Source organism: Prevotella sp. LCP21S3_D2, assembly GCF_052118345.1.
Taxonomy (GTDB): Bacteria; Bacteroidota; Bacteroidia; order Bacteroidales; family Bacteroidaceae; genus Prevotella.
The window spans coordinates 381821-398636 of sequence record NZ_JBQKHJ010000001.1; the positions used below are offsets into that span (position 1 = coordinate 381821).

At 47.2% G+C, this 16816-nt stretch carries 14 protein-coding genes and 2 tRNA genes; 14 read left to right on the forward strand and 2 right to left on the reverse strand.

Annotated features, from left to right (window positions below):
* Window positions 1-63 precede the first annotated feature (63 nt).
* From argS to ACTQ16_RS01570, 3 genes are all read left to right on the forward strand, one after another.
* A complete protein-coding gene (gene argS / locus ACTQ16_RS01560; RefSeq protein WP_441932982.1) occupies window positions 64-1884 on the forward strand; it encodes an arginine--tRNA ligase in 1821 nt (606 codons plus the stop codon).
* A gap of 203 nt (window positions 1885-2087) precedes the next feature.
* The gene (locus tag ACTQ16_RS01565; RefSeq protein WP_295346960.1) at window positions 2088-2561 is read left to right on the forward strand and encodes an RNase H family protein; all 474 of its coding nucleotides are present in this window, start codon (window positions 2088-2090) and stop codon (window positions 2559-2561) included.
* A gap of 593 nt (window positions 2562-3154) precedes the next feature.
* Window positions 3155-6448 (forward strand): glycoside hydrolase family 2 TIM barrel-domain containing protein, encoded by a 3294-nt coding sequence (locus ACTQ16_RS01570; RefSeq protein ID WP_441935804.1) that lies wholly within the window; start codon window positions 3155-3157, stop codon window positions 6446-6448.
* A gap of 91 nt (window positions 6449-6539) precedes the next feature.
* On the opposite strand, the gene ACTQ16_RS01575 is transcribed toward ACTQ16_RS01570, so the two are convergent.
* Together ACTQ16_RS01575 and ribD are read right to left on the reverse strand one after the other, a co-directional pair.
* Window positions 6540-6698 carry a hypothetical protein gene (locus tag ACTQ16_RS01575; RefSeq protein WP_176425501.1) on the reverse strand — a complete coding sequence of 53 codons (159 nt, stop codon included), beginning with the start codon at window positions 6696-6698 and terminating at the stop codon, window positions 6540-6542.
* A 66-nt stretch (window positions 6699-6764) separates the two neighbouring features.
* A complete protein-coding gene (ribD, locus tag ACTQ16_RS01580; RefSeq protein ID WP_441935805.1) occupies window positions 6765-7802 on the reverse strand; it encodes a bifunctional diaminohydroxyphosphoribosylaminopyrimidine deaminase/5-amino-6-(5-phosphoribosylamino)uracil reductase RibD in 1038 nt (345 codons plus the stop codon).
* Window positions 7803-7908: 106 nt separating this feature from the next.
* On the opposite strand from ribD, the gene ACTQ16_RS01585 reads away from it, so the two are divergent.
* The 11 genes from ACTQ16_RS01585 (at window position 7909) to ACTQ16_RS01635 (ending at window position 16813) form a co-directional block, all read left to right on the forward strand.
* On the forward strand, window positions 7909-8943 hold the full coding sequence (locus tag ACTQ16_RS01585) for a N5-glutamine methyltransferase family protein (protein ID WP_441935807.1): 1035 nt from the start codon (window positions 7909-7911) through the stop codon (window positions 8941-8943).
* A gap of 323 nt (window positions 8944-9266) precedes the next feature.
* The gene (locus tag ACTQ16_RS01590) at window positions 9267-9797 is read left to right on the forward strand and encodes a regulatory protein RecX (RefSeq protein ID WP_441935808.1); all 531 of its coding nucleotides are present in this window, start codon (window positions 9267-9269) and stop codon (window positions 9795-9797) included.
* A gap of 118 nt (window positions 9798-9915) precedes the next feature.
* Window positions 9916-10647 carry a double zinc ribbon domain-containing protein gene (locus tag ACTQ16_RS01595; RefSeq protein ID WP_294971157.1) on the forward strand — a complete coding sequence of 244 codons (732 nt, stop codon included), beginning with the start codon at window positions 9916-9918 and terminating at the stop codon, window positions 10645-10647.
* A gap of 141 nt (window positions 10648-10788) precedes the next feature.
* Entirely contained in the window at window positions 10789-11421 is a 633-nt protein-coding gene (gene pyrE / locus ACTQ16_RS01600) for an orotate phosphoribosyltransferase (protein WP_153122021.1), read from the forward strand.
* A gap of 18 nt (window positions 11422-11439) precedes the next feature.
* A complete protein-coding gene (locus ACTQ16_RS01605) occupies window positions 11440-11901 on the forward strand; it encodes a polyketide cyclase (RefSeq protein WP_089543321.1) in 462 nt (153 codons plus the stop codon).
* 13 nt (window positions 11902-11914) lie between these two features.
* Entirely contained in the window at window positions 11915-13252 is a 1338-nt protein-coding gene (gene argH, locus ACTQ16_RS01610) for an argininosuccinate lyase (RefSeq protein ID WP_294971162.1), read from the forward strand.
* Between the two features lie 19 nt (window positions 13253-13271).
* A complete protein-coding gene (locus tag ACTQ16_RS01615) occupies window positions 13272-13898 on the forward strand; it encodes a hypothetical protein (protein WP_441935810.1) in 627 nt (208 codons plus the stop codon).
* A gap of 115 nt (window positions 13899-14013) precedes the next feature.
* Window positions 14014-14086 (forward strand) — tRNA-Gly (locus tag ACTQ16_RS01620).
* Between the two features lie 21 nt (window positions 14087-14107).
* Window positions 14108-14193: transfer RNA gene (locus tag ACTQ16_RS01625), tRNA-Leu, on the forward strand.
* Between the two features lie 19 nt (window positions 14194-14212).
* Entirely contained in the window at window positions 14213-15220 is a 1008-nt protein-coding gene (locus ACTQ16_RS01630) for a DUF4369 domain-containing protein (RefSeq protein ID WP_294971167.1), read from the forward strand.
* A 42-nt stretch (window positions 15221-15262) separates the two neighbouring features.
* Entirely contained in the window at window positions 15263-16813 is a 1551-nt protein-coding gene (locus ACTQ16_RS01635; RefSeq protein WP_153122017.1) for a YifB family Mg chelatase-like AAA ATPase, read from the forward strand.
* The last annotated feature ends 3 nt before the right edge of the window (window positions 16814-16816 follow it).

Genomic DNA, 16816 nt, shown 5'->3' on the forward strand with positions numbered 1-16816 from the left:
GTCTCAAACTGAGAGCATCTAAGAAAAAAGATATTTACCGGTAAAAAAGATACATTTAAGATAATGAAGATAGAAAACGAAATCATCAGCTCTGTCATCGCGGCGGTGAAGGAGCTTTATGGTCAGGACGTACCTGAAAAGATGGTAGCCCTGCAGAAGACCAAGAGTAATTTCGAAGGTAACCTTACCCTCGTCGTATTCCCATTCCTCAAAATGTCAAAGAAGACTCCTGAGAGAACTGCACTCGAGATTGGTGACTACCTGAAGGAGAACTGCGCTAACGTCATCGCAGACTTCAATGTAGTAAAGGGTTTCCTCAACCTTTCTATCGCTCCTGCCGCTTGGGTAGGACTCTTGAACACCATCAACGCTGACCCTAAGTTCGGCGAGAAGCCTGTTACAGAGAATAGCCCGCTCGTCATGATCGAGTACTCTTCTCCTAACACCAACAAGCCTCTCCACCTCGGTCACGTGCGCAACAACCTCCTCGGCTGGTCTCTGGCTCAGATCATGGAGGCTAACGGCAACAAGGTAATCAAGACAAACATCGTTAACGACCGTGGTATCCACATCTGTAAGTCAATGCTCGCTTGGCTCAAGTGGGGCAATGGTGAAACTCCTGAAACTTCCGGCAAGAAGGGCGACCACCTCATCGGCGACTACTATGTAGCCTTCGACAAGCACTATCGTGAGGAAATCGCAGAGCTCAAGGCTCAGTACATGAAGGAGGGTATGGACGAGGAAGCTGCCACAGAGAAGGCAAAGGCAGAGGCTCCGCTGATTAAGGAGGCTCACGAGATGCTCGTGAAGTGGGAGAACAACGACCCAGAGGTCCGTGCACTTTGGCAGAAGATGAACAGCTGGGTTTACGCTGGCTTCGATGAGACTTACAAGATGATGGGTGTAAGTTTCGACAAGATATATTATGAATCAAATACTTACCTCGAGGGTAAGAAGAAGGTAGAGGAAGGATTGGAGAAGGGTCTCTTCTTCCGCAAGGACGACAACTCTGTATGGGCAGACCTCACCAACGAGGGTCTCGACCAGAAGCTCCTGCTCCGTTCTGACGGCACTTCTGTCTACATGACTCAGGACATCGGTACTGCCGACCTCCGTTTCAAGGACTTCCCTATCGACAAGATGATTTACGTAGTAGGTAACGAGCAGAACTACCACTTCCAGGTACTCTCAATCCTGCTCGACCGCCTCGGCTTCAAATGGGGCAAGGACCTGGTTCACTTCTCTTACGGTATGGTAGAGTTGCCTAACGGTAAGATGAAGAGCCGCGAGGGAACCGTAGTAGATGCTGATGACCTGATGGCAGAGATGATCAAGGATGCTCGCCAGACAAGTGATGAGCTTGGCAAGTTCAAGGACATGAGCGAGGAAGAGCGCCAGGAGATTTCACGCATCGTGGGTCTTGGAGCGTTGAAGTACTTCATCCTCAAGGTAGATGCCCGCAAGAACATGCTCTTCAACCCAGAAGAGAGTATCGACTTCAACGGCAATACAGGTCCTTTCATCCAGTACACCTACGCTCGTATCCGCAGCATCATGCGCAAGGCTGCTGCCGAGGGTATCGAGTTTCCTGCAGAGTTGGGCGCAGATGCTCCTATCAACGAGAAGGAGATCGACCTCATCCAGAAGATGAATGACTTCGCTGTAGCCGTAGCTGATGCCGGCAACAACTATAACCCTGGCGGTATTGCCAACTACTGCTACGAGCTGACCAAGGAATTCAACCAGTTCTACCACGACTACAGCATCCTGAATGCTGAGAGCGAGGCTGAGAAGATTACCCGCCTGGTTCTCGCAGCCAATGTTGCCAAGATTCTGAAGAACGGTATGGCTCTGCTCGGCATCGAGGTTCCAGAAAGAATGTAATTTTTACATAAGATATTATAACCTACAATCGAATAATGACTATTGACAGATAATGAGCAGCCCCAGAGCCAGACTCTGGGGATTGCTCATTTCACATTTATAGAGGTTCGTATACTTCTATAGATATAAAAGTCCAAAAAATTTATTTATAAAGGCCATTATTCTCCAAAATTCATCAACCAAGCAACAAAAATCAGAAAAATATGAGTAATATGCCCGTCAATCCTCCTTCGTGGAGAAACGATACAGTTCTCCCTCTACCCAATGAAGTTACGGCGAATGCCTGGGCTGTAGATGCAGCCTGTTCCGGCAATCCGGGTCCGATGGAATACCAATGCATCGACCTTCAGACCGGCGCCCAGGTTTTCCACTATGGTCCTATCCACGGCACCAACAACATCGGCGAGTTCCTCGCCATCGTCCACGCCCTCGCCCTGATGGCACAGAAGGGCATTACCGACAAGGTAATCTATAGCGACAGCGTGAATGCCCAGCTCTGGGTAAGCAAGAAGCAATGCAAGACCAAACTGGAGCGCACTCCTCAGACCGAGCAGCTCTATCAGGTCATCGCCCGTGCCGAGAATTGGCTCCGCACCCACCCCGTCACCGTTCCTATCTTTAAATGGGAAACGAAGAAGTGGGGCGAGATTCCTGCCGATTTCGGAAGAAAAGGATAAAAACGCAATCTCAAATACACTCTTCACCCTTCACCTTTCATGCATAAGCCCCTATCACTCAATAGTTTCGGCGGGTGAAGAGTTACGCAGACCCTTCACCCACTCTTCACCTTCTAATTTTTCCAGTTTTTTCGCATAAAAGCAAAATTTTCCAAGGGTGAAGAGTGGGTGAAGGGTGGTGAAGAGTTAAGAGCACTCTTCACCCTCATAACATTCTAATTCACAACAAATTACACCCAAAAGGTGAAGGGTGAAGAGTAAAAGCGAGAGTAGAATTTTGACGACTGTGCTTGATTACCAAAGGCATCTTCTTCCTAAAAAAACGAGGCGATACATCGTTTCGTGCCTCGTCATGGCATAATGTTGCCCTGGTAGGGGGCAACATTATGCCATAGTCAGGCAATAAATGAAAAAAGGCTTAAATAAGCAGCAATGGAAGCCACTTTCCTCCTGACAAATAGCCATTTTTAATTCTCCCCCCAACAAAAGTGCTGTAATTATTTGGAGGTTTCAGGAATTAATCGTAAATTTGCACCAAATCTAAATAGATTCATAACTAGCTAACTTGTAATTATTAATAATTCAACCAGACAATGAAACAAAAACATTTATTTTGGGGAGCTGCGGTTGCATTGACCTTCCTCTTCAGCGCATCAGCTATTGCACAACCTAGACACACCAAGAAAAAAGTGAAGAAGGTGGTGGAGACCAAAGTTGACGTTTGTCCGTTTACAGACAAATGGGTAGAAGACGAAACTAAGTTTGAGGATCGCAAGGAAAAGGCGCACGCTACCTTCGTGCCTTATTCTTCTACTGCCACCATGCAGAAGGACGATTACTTCAAATTCCCATGGCTCACTCCTAAGCACGCCAACTACCTTCTGCTCAACGGAAAGTGGAAATTCCACTACACAGCCGACTGGAAGCAGGGCAAGCCGGAAAAGGATGATTTCTGGGCAGACAACGCCGACGTTTCTTCATGGAAGGAACTCCAGGTGCCTCTGAACTGGGAGATGGCTGGATACGATGTTCCGGTTTACAACAACGTAGGTTATCCTTTCGAGAACAAACCTCCGTTCATCACAGCCTTCAAGGATAATTTCGACAAGAATCCGGTAGGTTCCTATCGCCGTAACTTCAACCTTCCTGAGGGTTGGGAAACAGGCAAGCGAGTGTTCCTACACTTCGACGGTGCCTGCAGCGCCATCGTGGTTTGGGTAAACGGAAAATATGCCGGCTATTCACAGGGCGCCAATACCGATGCTGACTTCGATGTGACCAACCTCGTCCGCAAGGGCGACAACAACGTATCTGTACGCGTTTACCGCTGGAGCGACGGCTCTTACCTGGAGGGACAGGATATGTGGCACCTCGGTGGTATTCACCGCGATGTTTATCTCGTAGCGACTCCAAAGACCTTCGTAGCAGATCATTACATCACATCTGCCCTGAACAAGGATTACACATCAGGCAACCTGAATGTTGACCTGACCATCGATAATGCAGCCAAGGAGAAATCTGAGAAGACGCTGGAGATTGAACTCCTCGACCCACAGGGCAAGTCTGTTGCCAAGCAGTCTGCTCAGGTTGCCATGACTGCCAAGGATGCTCAGAAGAACTGTCGCCTTAGCATCGACAACCTCACCGGTCTGAAGGCCTGGACCTCAGAGCAGCCTAATCTCTATACCGTTATCGTTCGCCAGAAGGCAGGCGACCAGGAAGAGATGGTATTCTCTACCAAATACGGTTTCAGAGAGGTGACCATCAAGGATAAACTGGTTTATGTAAACGGCAAGCGAGTATTCTTCAAGGGTGTCAACACCCAGGATATTCATCCACTCTATGGTCACGCCATCGACGTGAAAACCATGCTTCGCGACGTGATTCTGATGAAACAGGCCAATGTGAACACCGTCCGTACCAGCCACTATCCTCGTCAGGCTAAGATGTATGCGATGTTCGACTACTACGGATTATACTGTATGGATGAGGCTGACGTAGAGTGCCACAACAACCAATCTCTCTCAAACAACCCTACATGGCGCGCAGCCTACGTTGATCGCACAGAACGCATGGTGTTGAGAGACCGCAACCATCCTAGCGTGGTATTCTGGTCGCTCGGTAACGAGTCGGGCGGTGGCGACAACTTCCAGGCTACCTACGATAAGGTGAAGGAACTCCTGCCTGGTCGCGATGCTTGGGTTCACTACGAGGGTTACAATCACGGCGCCAAGTACTCAGACTTCGGTTCAGACATGTATCCAAGAATCGAGGTGGTAAAGAAGCAGATGAACGGCCTCAACGACAAGCCTTACTTCATCTGTGAGTATGCTCACGCAATGGGTCAGGCTGTGGGTAACCTGCAGGAATACTGGGATCTCATCGAGGCAAGTACAGGTATTACCGGTGGCTGCATCTGGGACTGGGTTGACCAGGGAATCTACGATACACGCCGCATCCGCAAAGGTCTTCCTCTGAAGGATCCTAAGACCGGACTCCACTACTACACATCCGGTTACGACTATACCAAGATGAACAACGGTTACAGAGGATTCCAGGGCGACTTCATGAGTAACGGTATCATTACTCCAGGCAGAGAGTGGACAGCCAAGCTCACCGAGGTGAAGTATGTTTATAGAGACGTGAACTTCGAATCTTTCTACAGCCGCGTACTCACCTTGAAGAACAAGTGCGCATTCACCAACCTTGCCGACATCTATGATCTCAGCTACGAGGTGCTCCGCAACGGCGTTTCTGTAGAGAAGAACCAGATGGCTATCCCATCTGTATTGCCAGGCAAAACCTGCGACATCAACATCCCATACACCACCGCTGTAGATGACAAGGCTGAATACGTCATCACCTTCAGCCTCATCCTGAAGAAGGCTACTTCATGGAGCAAGCAGGGTTATGAGATGGCTCAGCAGCAGTTCAAGCTTTCTGCAGAGAATGTAGCAGGCACATCTGTTGCCGACCCTACCTTCGTACAGAAAGACCATGGCAAATTGCCAGCTATCCAGGAGAAGGGCAAGCTGAAGGTGAAGGATAACACCATCACCGGCAAGGATTTCAGCATCACATTCGCAGAGGATGGAACCCTCGCCAACTGGACTTATCGCAATACTCAGCTCGTTCAGCCTAATGCAGGTCCTGACTTCAACGGTTTCCGCCGCATCGCCAACGACAACGTAAACCTGGGTGCTACAGGTGGCGTTGCCGAGAACGAGAATAAGGAAGAGGGTGCACTCACCGGCAAGAAGATGATGGTGAAGGCTCCTAAGAAGCAGGGCAAGAACGTGGTTGTGGAAACTGCCGTTACCAACGGTAAGGATACTCACCAGATTGCTTACATCATTTATCCTAACGGAACCGTGGATATGAAGGTGACTACCAACAATTCTTCTGAGGAAACCCGAAGAATCGGTATTACCATGCAGTTTGCTCCTGGTTTCGAGAATGTTGAATATTACGCCAAGGGTCCTTGGAGCAACTACAACGACCGCCAGAGAGGTTCGCTGTTAGGTTTGTACAAGACCACCGTGGATGGCATGTTCGAAGAGCAGAGTGCTCCTCAGACCATGGGCGACCGCCAGGGCTTGCGCCAGTTGACATTGGACAATAACAGCACAAAGTTGCAGATTACCACCGAGGGCATGGTAGCCTTCTCGTTGTCTCACTTCGATGATGCCCAGTTCAACTACGACGTATTCTATGGTGGCAAGCATCCTTACGACCTGGTACGCTCTAACCAGATTTTCGCTCACTTCGATTTCTGGCAGCGTGGCATCGGTAACCGCAGTTGTGGTGGTGACTCTTGTCTGCCACAGTACATGACTCCAACAGGAGCTCATGAGTTCACCTTGCGTTTCACTCCAATGGCGAAATAAAGGAAATAAAGAATAAGATATAAAAAAGGTGGGTGTTATACGAATTGTTGTAGCACCCACCTTTTTTATATCTTGTCTTATGCCTGAATGTTTAGTAATCCTGGATGTAACCCTTGGTAAACATGTCATACGACAGGGCTTCCAGCTCGGCGAGCGTCATGTGCTCCACGGAATGCTCTATCTTGCGAATCAACTCATCTCTCTTGAAATCGTCATTATCGCTCAGGCGCGATGTAAATCTATTGCTCATTTCTTTACTTTGAACTTTGAATGTTGAACTTTGAACTTTATGATTAGCTTTGGGGCTTCTATGAAACTATTGGCGTTCATAGATATTGATGACGTTTCCATCATACGCCTCATGGCTCACTAACCGTATATTATGAGGAAGCTTGGGTGCTGCTGTTCCGGCAGTTACCACGTTTTCCACATCTGTGGATAAAGATGTTTCTACCCTGATTTCATCCCATAATCCGGCATCGAGGAAAGCCTGATGGGTGATGGCTCCACCTTCTACTATCAGCGACTGCACCTTATTATTATATAGGTACTGCATCATCTGCTTCAACACCTCTTCCTTACCCCTGGAGAAATCCAAGCCCTCGAAACAAGGATGATGGCGGTCGATGACCAGTCGCATCGGGTCCTTGCCGCTCCAGTCTCTTACGTTGAGCAGACTATGGTCACGCTCATCGGTGATTCTTCCCACCAGGATAGCATCATTCTCGGCACGAAGCTTGTGCGAAAGCATCTTGGTAAAAGGCGACGAAATCGCCATTCCCTGATAATTATTATCCAGAAAACCATTCGCAGTCTGCGCCCATTTCAGGATGATGTATGGTCGCTGATGGGTATTGAAAGTGATGAAACGCTTGTTGAGTTCGAGGCATTCCGCCTCCAGAACGCCTACTGTTACCTCGATTCCTGCCTCGCGAATCTTCTGGATTCCACGCCCCTGAACCTTGGCAAAAGGATCTACGCAGCCGCAGACGCATCTCTTCACGCCTTTCCTTACGACCAGGTCGGCACAAGGAGGCGTCTTGCCATAATGAGAACAGGGTTCGAGACTCACGTAGATGGTGGCATCCTTCAAAAGATGCTCATCTTCGGGCTTCACAGAAGCAAAGGCATTGACCTCTGCATGCCCCTCGCCACATCTTACATGATAGCCCTCGCCGATGATTCTTCCTTCTGCACTCACGATGACGGCGCCCACCATCGGATTAGGCTTCGCATTCTGCCTACCATTCTTAGCCAACTGCAGGCAGCGGCGCATGAACATTTCGTCAATCTCCTGCTGAGAGAGCGGCTCTCCCGTCTTCGGATTCTGAAAAGATACTTTATTTTGTTTCATAATTCAACTTTTCTTTGTTTTTCTTACTCATTTTCGATAAAATGTCGTACCTTTGCTCTCAAATCAAATTGCAAAACAATATCAAATCGCAACAAGCAATATCAAGATGAAAACTTATCAGCAACTTTGGCAATCCCTTACCCCACTCTATGATGCTGGCGAAGCGCAGGCTATCGTCCGCACCGTGCTTGATGTGGAATATGGAATGACTCTGACCGACATAATCTGCGGCAAAGTTAATGAATTATCCGCAGACGAAGGAAGAAATCTGGAAGAAATTATCACAAGACTGCAAAATGGCGAACCGGTGCAGTATGTTTTGGGCAAAGCCGACTTTGCTGGCCGGACTTACCATGTAGAGCCGGGCGTGCTCATCCCAAGACCTGAGACCGCCGAGCTTTGTCAATGGATTGTGGAAACACAGAAGGAGAACTGGGAAAATGTAGAGGAAATTATCAGAAAAGAATTTAACATCAGCCCTGACGTTGCCTTTGAGGACATAAACATATTTAAGGAAAAAGGATGGTTCAAACGCAAATATTCACGTTTGAGATTCCTCATCAAAATGTTACATAGTTATAAAAAAGCTAGACATTCTAAACTAGCCTCTCCTCGACCAAGAATCATAGATTTAGGTACCGGCTCTGGCTGCATTGCCATTACCCTGAGCCTTGACATTCCAGATTCAGAAGTATTAGGAATAGATATTTCCGACTCTGCCTGCAATGTTGCCACAAAGAATGCCAAGCAGTTAGCGTCCAGAGCTATCTTCAAAAATGTCGATATTTTTGACTTGCTTGAAATGTGTAAAACAAACAGAGAAGATCATTTTAAAGCAGACATCATCGTGAGCAATCCTCCTTATATCTGCGAAAAGGAGAAGGCAGATATGGAGAAAAACGTCCTTGATTACGAGCCCGATCTCGCCCTCTTTGTACCCGATGAAGATCCTCTGAAGTTCTATCGAGCCATCGCGGAGTTCGCCTCATTAGAATTGCGAAGCTGGGGCATGCTCTATTTCGAGATCAACCCTCTTTACGAAAAGGAGACAAGAGAAATGCTCGAAGGATTTGGCTTCAAGAACATCGAGACCAAGGAAGATGCTTTCGGAAAGAAGAGAATGATGCGAGCTATGAAATAGTCTATTAGATAAGCGGATTGCAAATCCGCAAAATAATAGGGTCGAACATTTTTTGACGCCGGATTGCAAATCCGGCGGAACGCCTAACGGAAGACTACGCCTAACGGAAGACTACGCCTAACGGAAGACTACGCCTAACGGAAGACTACGCCTAACGGAAGACTACGCCTAACGGAAGACTACGCCTAACGGAAGACTACGCCTAGCGATTCCAGAAAGTCCACCGCCAGACGTCCCTGCGGATTTGCAATCCGCAGTAAAAAAAGGTTCGTCCTATCAAAACCGGAGGATTTGTAATCCTCCCAATAAAACATAAATGCATTATGGAATATTATGACAACTCCAAGCGCCCCAAGAAGCCGATGACTGAGGAGCAGGCTCTCCTGAAACTCACCACCCTCTGCACGAAAGCCGAACATTGCTCGCAAGATATGCTTGACAAGATGAAGAAATGGGGACTGGAAGAGGAAGCCATCGCCCGAAACATGGAATTTCTGACTCAGAAGAAATTTATCGACGATGAGCGCTTTGCCCGCTTCTTTATCAACGACAAGATAAAATATAACAAGTGGGGACGAAGGAAGGTGGAGCAGGCTCTCTGGCTGAAACACATTCCCAAGGAAATCTCCGACCCCATCTTCGAGGAAATCGAGGACGATATGTACACGGAAACCCTCCTGCCCCTGATGAAAAGCAAATATAAGAGCATCAAGGCTAAAAACGATTATGAACGCTCCATGAAACTCATCCGTTTTGCCCTTGGCAGAGGATACAGCATGGATGTAATTCACAAATGCATCGACAAGATGAAAGAAGAAGCTTTGGGCGACATCGATTTCGAAGAAGACTTCTAGGGAAGAAAGTGAAGAACGAAGAGTGAAGAGTGAATAATTCAACGGCTTTACTAATCATAAAGTTCAATGTTCAAAATTCAAAGTTCAAAGTAAAGAAGTTCAAAGTAAAAAAGAAGTAATGCAAATCAGCCTATTAGGGAAAATACTAGACCTGTTATTTCCCCGCCACTGTCTGATGTGTGGTAGACGCCTTCATGGGCCGGAAGAAATGCTCTGCACATCCTGCCTCTCGACTTTGCCTCGTACAGATACCTGGGAAAATCCATACGAGAACGAGATGGCAAAGATTTTCTGGGCACATATTCCCATCGAGCGATGCGCCTCCTTGTTTTATTACCAGGGCCATTCGCCTGCCAGCCAGTCCGTCTATGCCCTGAAATATGGAGACAGACCGGATGCAGGCTTCTTCTTGGGAGAAATGATTGGCAAAGAAGGAATCGAGAGAAAATTCTTTGAAGGAATTGACGCCATCATCCCCATTCCACTGACACCCAAAAGGAAGGAGAAACGTGGCTATAATCAAAGCGAACAAATAGCCCTAGGCATCAGGAGGCAAACCCAGCTGCCCATCATCACCGATGCAGTAAGAAGGGAAGTCTTCACCGAAAGTCAAACCCACAAGAACAAACGGCAAAGACAGGAGAACGTGGAACATGCATTCCAGCTTGCTACATACTATCACGATGAGAAAGGCAGAAAGCACCCCATCACAGACCTGACGGGCAAACATCTTCTCATCGTAGACGACGTCTGCACCACGGGAGCCACCGTCAACGCCTGCTGCCAGGAACTCATGAAAGCCGGAAAAATGAAATTCAGCTTCACATCCGTAGGATGGACGAAGGAATAAAAAAAGAACTGAAGAATAGTCGAAAACAGCAGAAAAATGGGCTTGAGGTATAAAAAATATATAATAAATCGCATCTTTGTGGCAATAACTCACTTTTTTGTAGTACCTTTGCCAAAAATTAATTATTAATTCCTTATAATTATGGACAAACTGAAGAAAGAATTCGCATCTAAGTTATTGAAGGTTAAGGCTATCAAATTGCAGCCTAACGATCCTTTCACTTGGGCTTCTGGCTGGAAGTCTCCTTTCTATTGTGATAATCGCAAGACATTGTCTTTCCCTGAACTCCGCAACTATGTGAAGCTCGAGCTCGTACACGCCATCCTGGAGCAGTTCCCAGAGGCTGACGCTGTTGCCGGTGTGGCTACAGGTGCCATCGCACAGGGTGCCTTGGTTGCTGACGAGTTGCACTTGCCTTTCGTTTACGTCCGTTCTAAACCAAAGGATCACGGTATGCAGAACCTCATCGAAGGTGAGCTCGACCCTAAGGCTAAGGTTGTTGTTGTAGAAGATTTGATTTCTACAGGCGGGAGCTCACTCAAGGCTGTAGAGGCGCTCCGCAAGAACGGCAACGAGATTGTGGGTATGGTAGCTAGCTACACCTACGGTTTCCCTATAGCAGAGAAGGCTTTCGCTGATGCTAACGTGAAGCTGGTTACTCTGACTGACTACGAGCACGTAGTGGAAGAGGCTCTCGAGACTGGCTACATCAAGCAGGAAGACGTAGAGTTGCTCCACGAGTGGCGCAAGGACCCAGCTAACTGGAAGAAGTAATTTTTGACCCATCAATCAATGAGTACAAGTACATTCGAAAGTAATATCAAACAGATTCCTCACAAGCAGGAATCTGTTTTTAATACTTTGAGCGACCTCAACAACCTGCAGGTGCTCAAGGACCGCTTCGAGCAGGTGAAAGACCAGATTCCTGAGGACAAGAGAAAGGAAATGGAGAAACTCAAGGACCTGAGATTCGACAGCGACAGCATCACTATCAACGCTCCTATGGTGGGCGACCTGAAGATGCGCATCATCGACAGAGATTTTCCAAAAACCATCAAGTTCGAGACAGAAAACAGCCCTATCCCATTCAACTTCTGGATTCAGCTGCTCCCTACAGGAGAATTCTCATGCAAGATGAAGCTCACCATCAAGGCTGAGCTCAACATGTTTATCAAGGGTATGGTGAAGAAGCCATTGCAGGAAGGCATCGAGAAGATTGCCGACGCCCTGGCGATGATTCCTTACCAGGATTAAAAATAAAGAAATTATGGCACATAAACTTTGGGAAAAGAACTTTGAAGTAAACAAGGAAATCGAAAGATTCACCGTAGGCCGCGACCGTGAGCTCGACCTCTATCTCGCCAAGTACGATGTACTGGGAAGTATGGCGCACATCACCATGCTCGAAAGCATCGGACTCCTGGAGAAGGATGAACTGGCACAGCTCCTCGCAGAATTGAAGAATATCTACGCCATCGCTGACAAGGGCGAGTTCGTCATTGAAGACGGCGTGGAGGATGTTCATTCCCAAGTAGAACTGATGCTCACCCAGAAACTGGGCGACATGGGTAAAAAGATTCATTCGGGAAGATCACGAAACGATCAGGTTCTGGTAGACCTCAAACTCTTCACCCGTCATGAGTTGAAGGAGATTGTGGACGCAGTGAAGATTCTCTTCGACGAGCTGATTCAGAAGAGCAACCAGTACAAGGATGTTCTGATGCCGGGCTACACCCACCTGCAGGTGGCGATGCCTTCATCATTCGGACTCTGGTTTGGCGCTTATGCTGAGGGACTTGCCGACGACATGCTCTTCCTGCAGGCTGCTTACCGCATGACCAACCGCAACCCGTTGGGCAGCGCAGCAGGATACGGAAGTTCATTCCCATTGAACCGCACCATGACTACCGAGCTTCTCGGTTTCGACAGCATGGACTATAATGTGGTTTATGCCCAGATGGGCAGAGGAAAGATGGAGCGCAACGTAGCTTTCGCCATGGCTACCGTGGCAGGAACACTGGCAAAGATGGCTTTCGATGCCTGCATGTTCAACTGCCAGAACTTCGGCTTTGTGAAGTTGCCTAAGGAGTGCACCACCGGTTCCAGCATCATGCCTCACAAGAAGAACCCTGACGTATTCGAGCTGATTCGCGCCAAGAGCAACAAGCTGCAGAGCTTGCCTCAGCAGGTGATGCTCATCATGAACAACCTGCCGGTGGGTTACTTCCGCGACCTTCAGATTATCAAGGAAGTGTTCCTTCCTGCCTTCGACGAGTTGAAGGACTGCCTGCAGATGGCTGCTTACATCATCAACAAGATGGAGGTGAACGAGCATATTCTTGATGATTCTCGCTACGACCCAATGTTCTCTGTAGAGGAAGTGAACCAGCTTGCTGCCAACGGAATGCCTTTCCGTGACGCCTACAAGACTGTTGGACTGGAAATTGAAGCAGGTGAATTCAAGCCAAATAAGGACATTCATCATACTCACGAGGGAAGTATCGGCAATCTCTGCAACGACAAGATTCAGGAACTGATGGAGAAAACCCTCTCAGAATTCCACTTCGAACGCATGGAGAATGCAGAAAAGGAACTCTTGAAATAAAAACAGAAAAGGCTTCTGTATGAAGAATAGCATATATAATAAGGTATATATATATAATAAGGTGAAGAGCATGGCTGGAATAGCTATGCTCTTACTTTGTTCGTGCGATGCAGAAAACACCATCAGCACACAATACCTGTGCCAGTTTATCTTCAGAACCCAATATCATCTCGACTGCAGCATTGTTACTGCATTGAGTGGCGCAGGAACCTACACCATGGTTAGTGCCAAAAGGGTAAACGGAGTCTGGAACATCTACTCCACCCTGAACGACGGCAGGAATCATACGGAGACTATCATCCTCTCAACTGCCAAGGAAAATTACGCCAACTATAGCCACATGGGCGCTGGAAGCAATACAACCGACGCAACAAAAAACGGCTTTATCTTGGGAACAACCAACTTCAACGGTTACGCTGCGTGGGACCGTCAATGCCCTAACTGCATCCAGCAATATGGCGGGACCAACTATCCGCTGGAATGGACAGGAAACCGCCAATCAGTCGTTTGCAACAAATGCAAAAGAGTTTATAACCTGGAAAACGGCACGATAACAAGTGGCGGTCAAGGAAAAAACGACAAAACACTCATGAGATACAGAGTGGTTTATTCGGGCAACGGAAGCGTGCTGACAGTAGGTAATTAAGCGAAAATGCTACATTTTAAGCCATAAAACGAAAAAAATGAGGATTCTTCGTCTTAAAAAATGTAAATCTTTTGGTAGAATGAAGAAATAGCATTACCTTTGCAGTCGCAACAATGCGGAAATAGCTCAGTTGGTAGAGCACAACCTTGCCAAGGTTGGGGTCGCGGGTCCGAGTCCCGTTTTCCGCTCTAACTCTTAACGTTTACCATGCCGCAATGGTGGAATTGGTAGACACGAGGGACTTAAAATCCCTTGGCCAGTAATGGCTGTGCGGGTTCGAGTCCCGCTCGCGGCACCCCTTAAAGTTTTTCATTATGAAAAAATTTGCTTACATCATATATTTTATTTCAGTTTTAATACTTACCTCATGTGGGGCAAGAAGTGGTTATTTTCAAATTGAAGGCAAATTTCTTCACATGAACCAAGGTGAATTTTATGTTTATAGTCTGGATGGAGGCTTTGAAGGTATGGACACTATCAAAGTACAAGGTGGCCGTTTCTCTTTCGAAAAACCATGCAAGGAAAACTACACCATCATGATTGTATTCCCAAACTTCTCTGAACAGCCTATCTTTGCTGAATCAGGAAAGTCGGTAGATATCAAGGCGGACGCTTCTCACCTGAAGGAAATGGAAGTGAAGGGCACTAAGACCAATGAACTCATGACCAAGTTCCGTCAAAGCATCCTCAACGACACTCCTCCACAGGAGAAAAAACATGCTGAAGATTTCATCAAGGCAAACACAAAATCTGTTGTAAGCCTATACCTGATAAGAAAGTATTTCTTTGCCAATTCTTCACCCGACTACGACAAAGCACTTTCTCTCCTTGCACTTCTTGAAAAAGAACAGGGAAAGAATCCTCTATTCGGTAAAATGAAGACATGGGCAACCGATACCAGAAACAGCAGCGTAGGAAAACAGTTGCCAACATTTACAGCCTACGACCTGAATGGCAAAATGGTTTCATCTGCCGATTTGAGTAGCGCTCCAGTGGCTGTCATCTATACATGGGCATCATACAACTATGACAGTCAGGAACTTCAGAGAGAACTCAAGAGACGCCAGAAGAAAGCTAACGGAAGGCTCAAGCTGATGGGATTCTGCCTGGACGCCAGCAAATATGAATGCAAGCAGAACATCAAACGAGATTCCATCACTTCTCCAACTATCTGCAACGGAGAGATGATGGAAGACAAGACCCTGAACAAACTGGGACTCAAATCCCTGCCAAATATCATTCTGCTACAGAATGGAAAAATCATCGCCCGAGGCATGAAAAAGCAAGAGCTTTACAATAAGCTCGACGAATTGCTCAAGTAAAAACATCGAGCCATACCATAAACCTTTAAAACCAGTAGCCATATGTTAGTAAAAGCATATTGTGCAGCAGTTAATGGCTTGGAAGTCACTACTGTAACCGTAGAAGTAAGCCTGAACAAGGGTGTAATGTATCATCTTACCGGTCTGGGAGATGAGGCAGTAAGGGAAAGCCGTGACCGTATTGCGGCTGCCCTACAATATAGTGGCTTCAAATTCCCGATTGCGGATATTACCATCAATCTGGCTCCTGCCAATCTCAGAAAGGAAGGAAGCAGCTTCGACCTACCGTTGGCAATAGGCATCATGGGCGCAAACGGGAATATTCCAGAAGAGCACTTGAAAGAATACATGATGGTAGGAGAACTGAGCCTTGACGGCACCTTGCAACCCATAAAAGGCGCACTTCCTATCGCTATCAGAGCCAGAGCAGAACATTTCAAAGGACTTATCGTACCGGAACAGAATGCCCGGGAAGCAGCTGTCGTAAACAATCTTGTGGTTTACGGCATGAAAAATCTCTTTGAAGTAATCCAGTTTCTCAGCGACCAGTCTGCACCAGAACCAACCATCGTAGATACGCGGAAGGAATTCTACGAGAACCAGACTCATTGCGACTATGACTATGCAGATGTACGTGGACAGGAAAACGTAAAACGTGCACTGGAAGTGGCTGCTGCAGGCGGTCATAACCTTATCATGGTAGGCCCTCCGGGATCAGGCAAATCCATGATGGCAAAAAGACTGCCATCCATCCTTCCTCCTCTAACCTTATCAGAAAGCCTGGAAACAACCCAGATCCACTCTATTGCAGGAAAACTGGGCAAGAATGTCTCACTCATTTCCCAACGACCATTCAGAGCACCTCACCATACGATTTCACAAGTAGCCCTAGTCGGTGGAGGAACCAGTCCTCAGCCGGGCGAAATATCATTGGCGCACAACGGCGTGCTCTTCTGCGACGAACTTCCGGAATTCAACAAAACAACCCTTGAAGTACTGCGACAACCATTGGAAGATCGCCACATCAACATCAGCAGAGCAAAATATTCCATAGACTACCCATGCTCCTTCATGTTTGTAGCAAGCATGAACCCATGTCCATGCGGCTATTACGGTGACCCTACCCACAAATGCGTCTGCACACCAGGACAAATCCAACGATACATGAATAAAATATCAGGACCACTGCTTGACAGAATAGACATACAGTGCGAAATAAGTCCTGTACCGTTCAAGGACATCTCCAAAGCTGCGCCAGGCGAACCTAGCGCAAATATCAGGGAGAGAGTGATAAAAGCCAGGGAGATTCAAGCCAACAGATTCAAAGACTTCAAGGGCATTCATTGCAATGCTCAAATGACGGAACGGATGATTCACCAGTTTGCAGAACCGACAGAGGAAGGAATCAACCTCCTGCGCATGGCCATGGAGAAATTGTCTCTTTCTGCCAGGGCATATAATAGAATTCTGAAAGTGGCAAGAACAATAGCCGACCTGGCTGGTTGTGAAAACGTAGAGCCTCAACATCTTGCTGAAGCCATAGGTTACCGTACATTAGACAGAGGAGACTGGGCAGAAAGAGGACAATTGTGACAA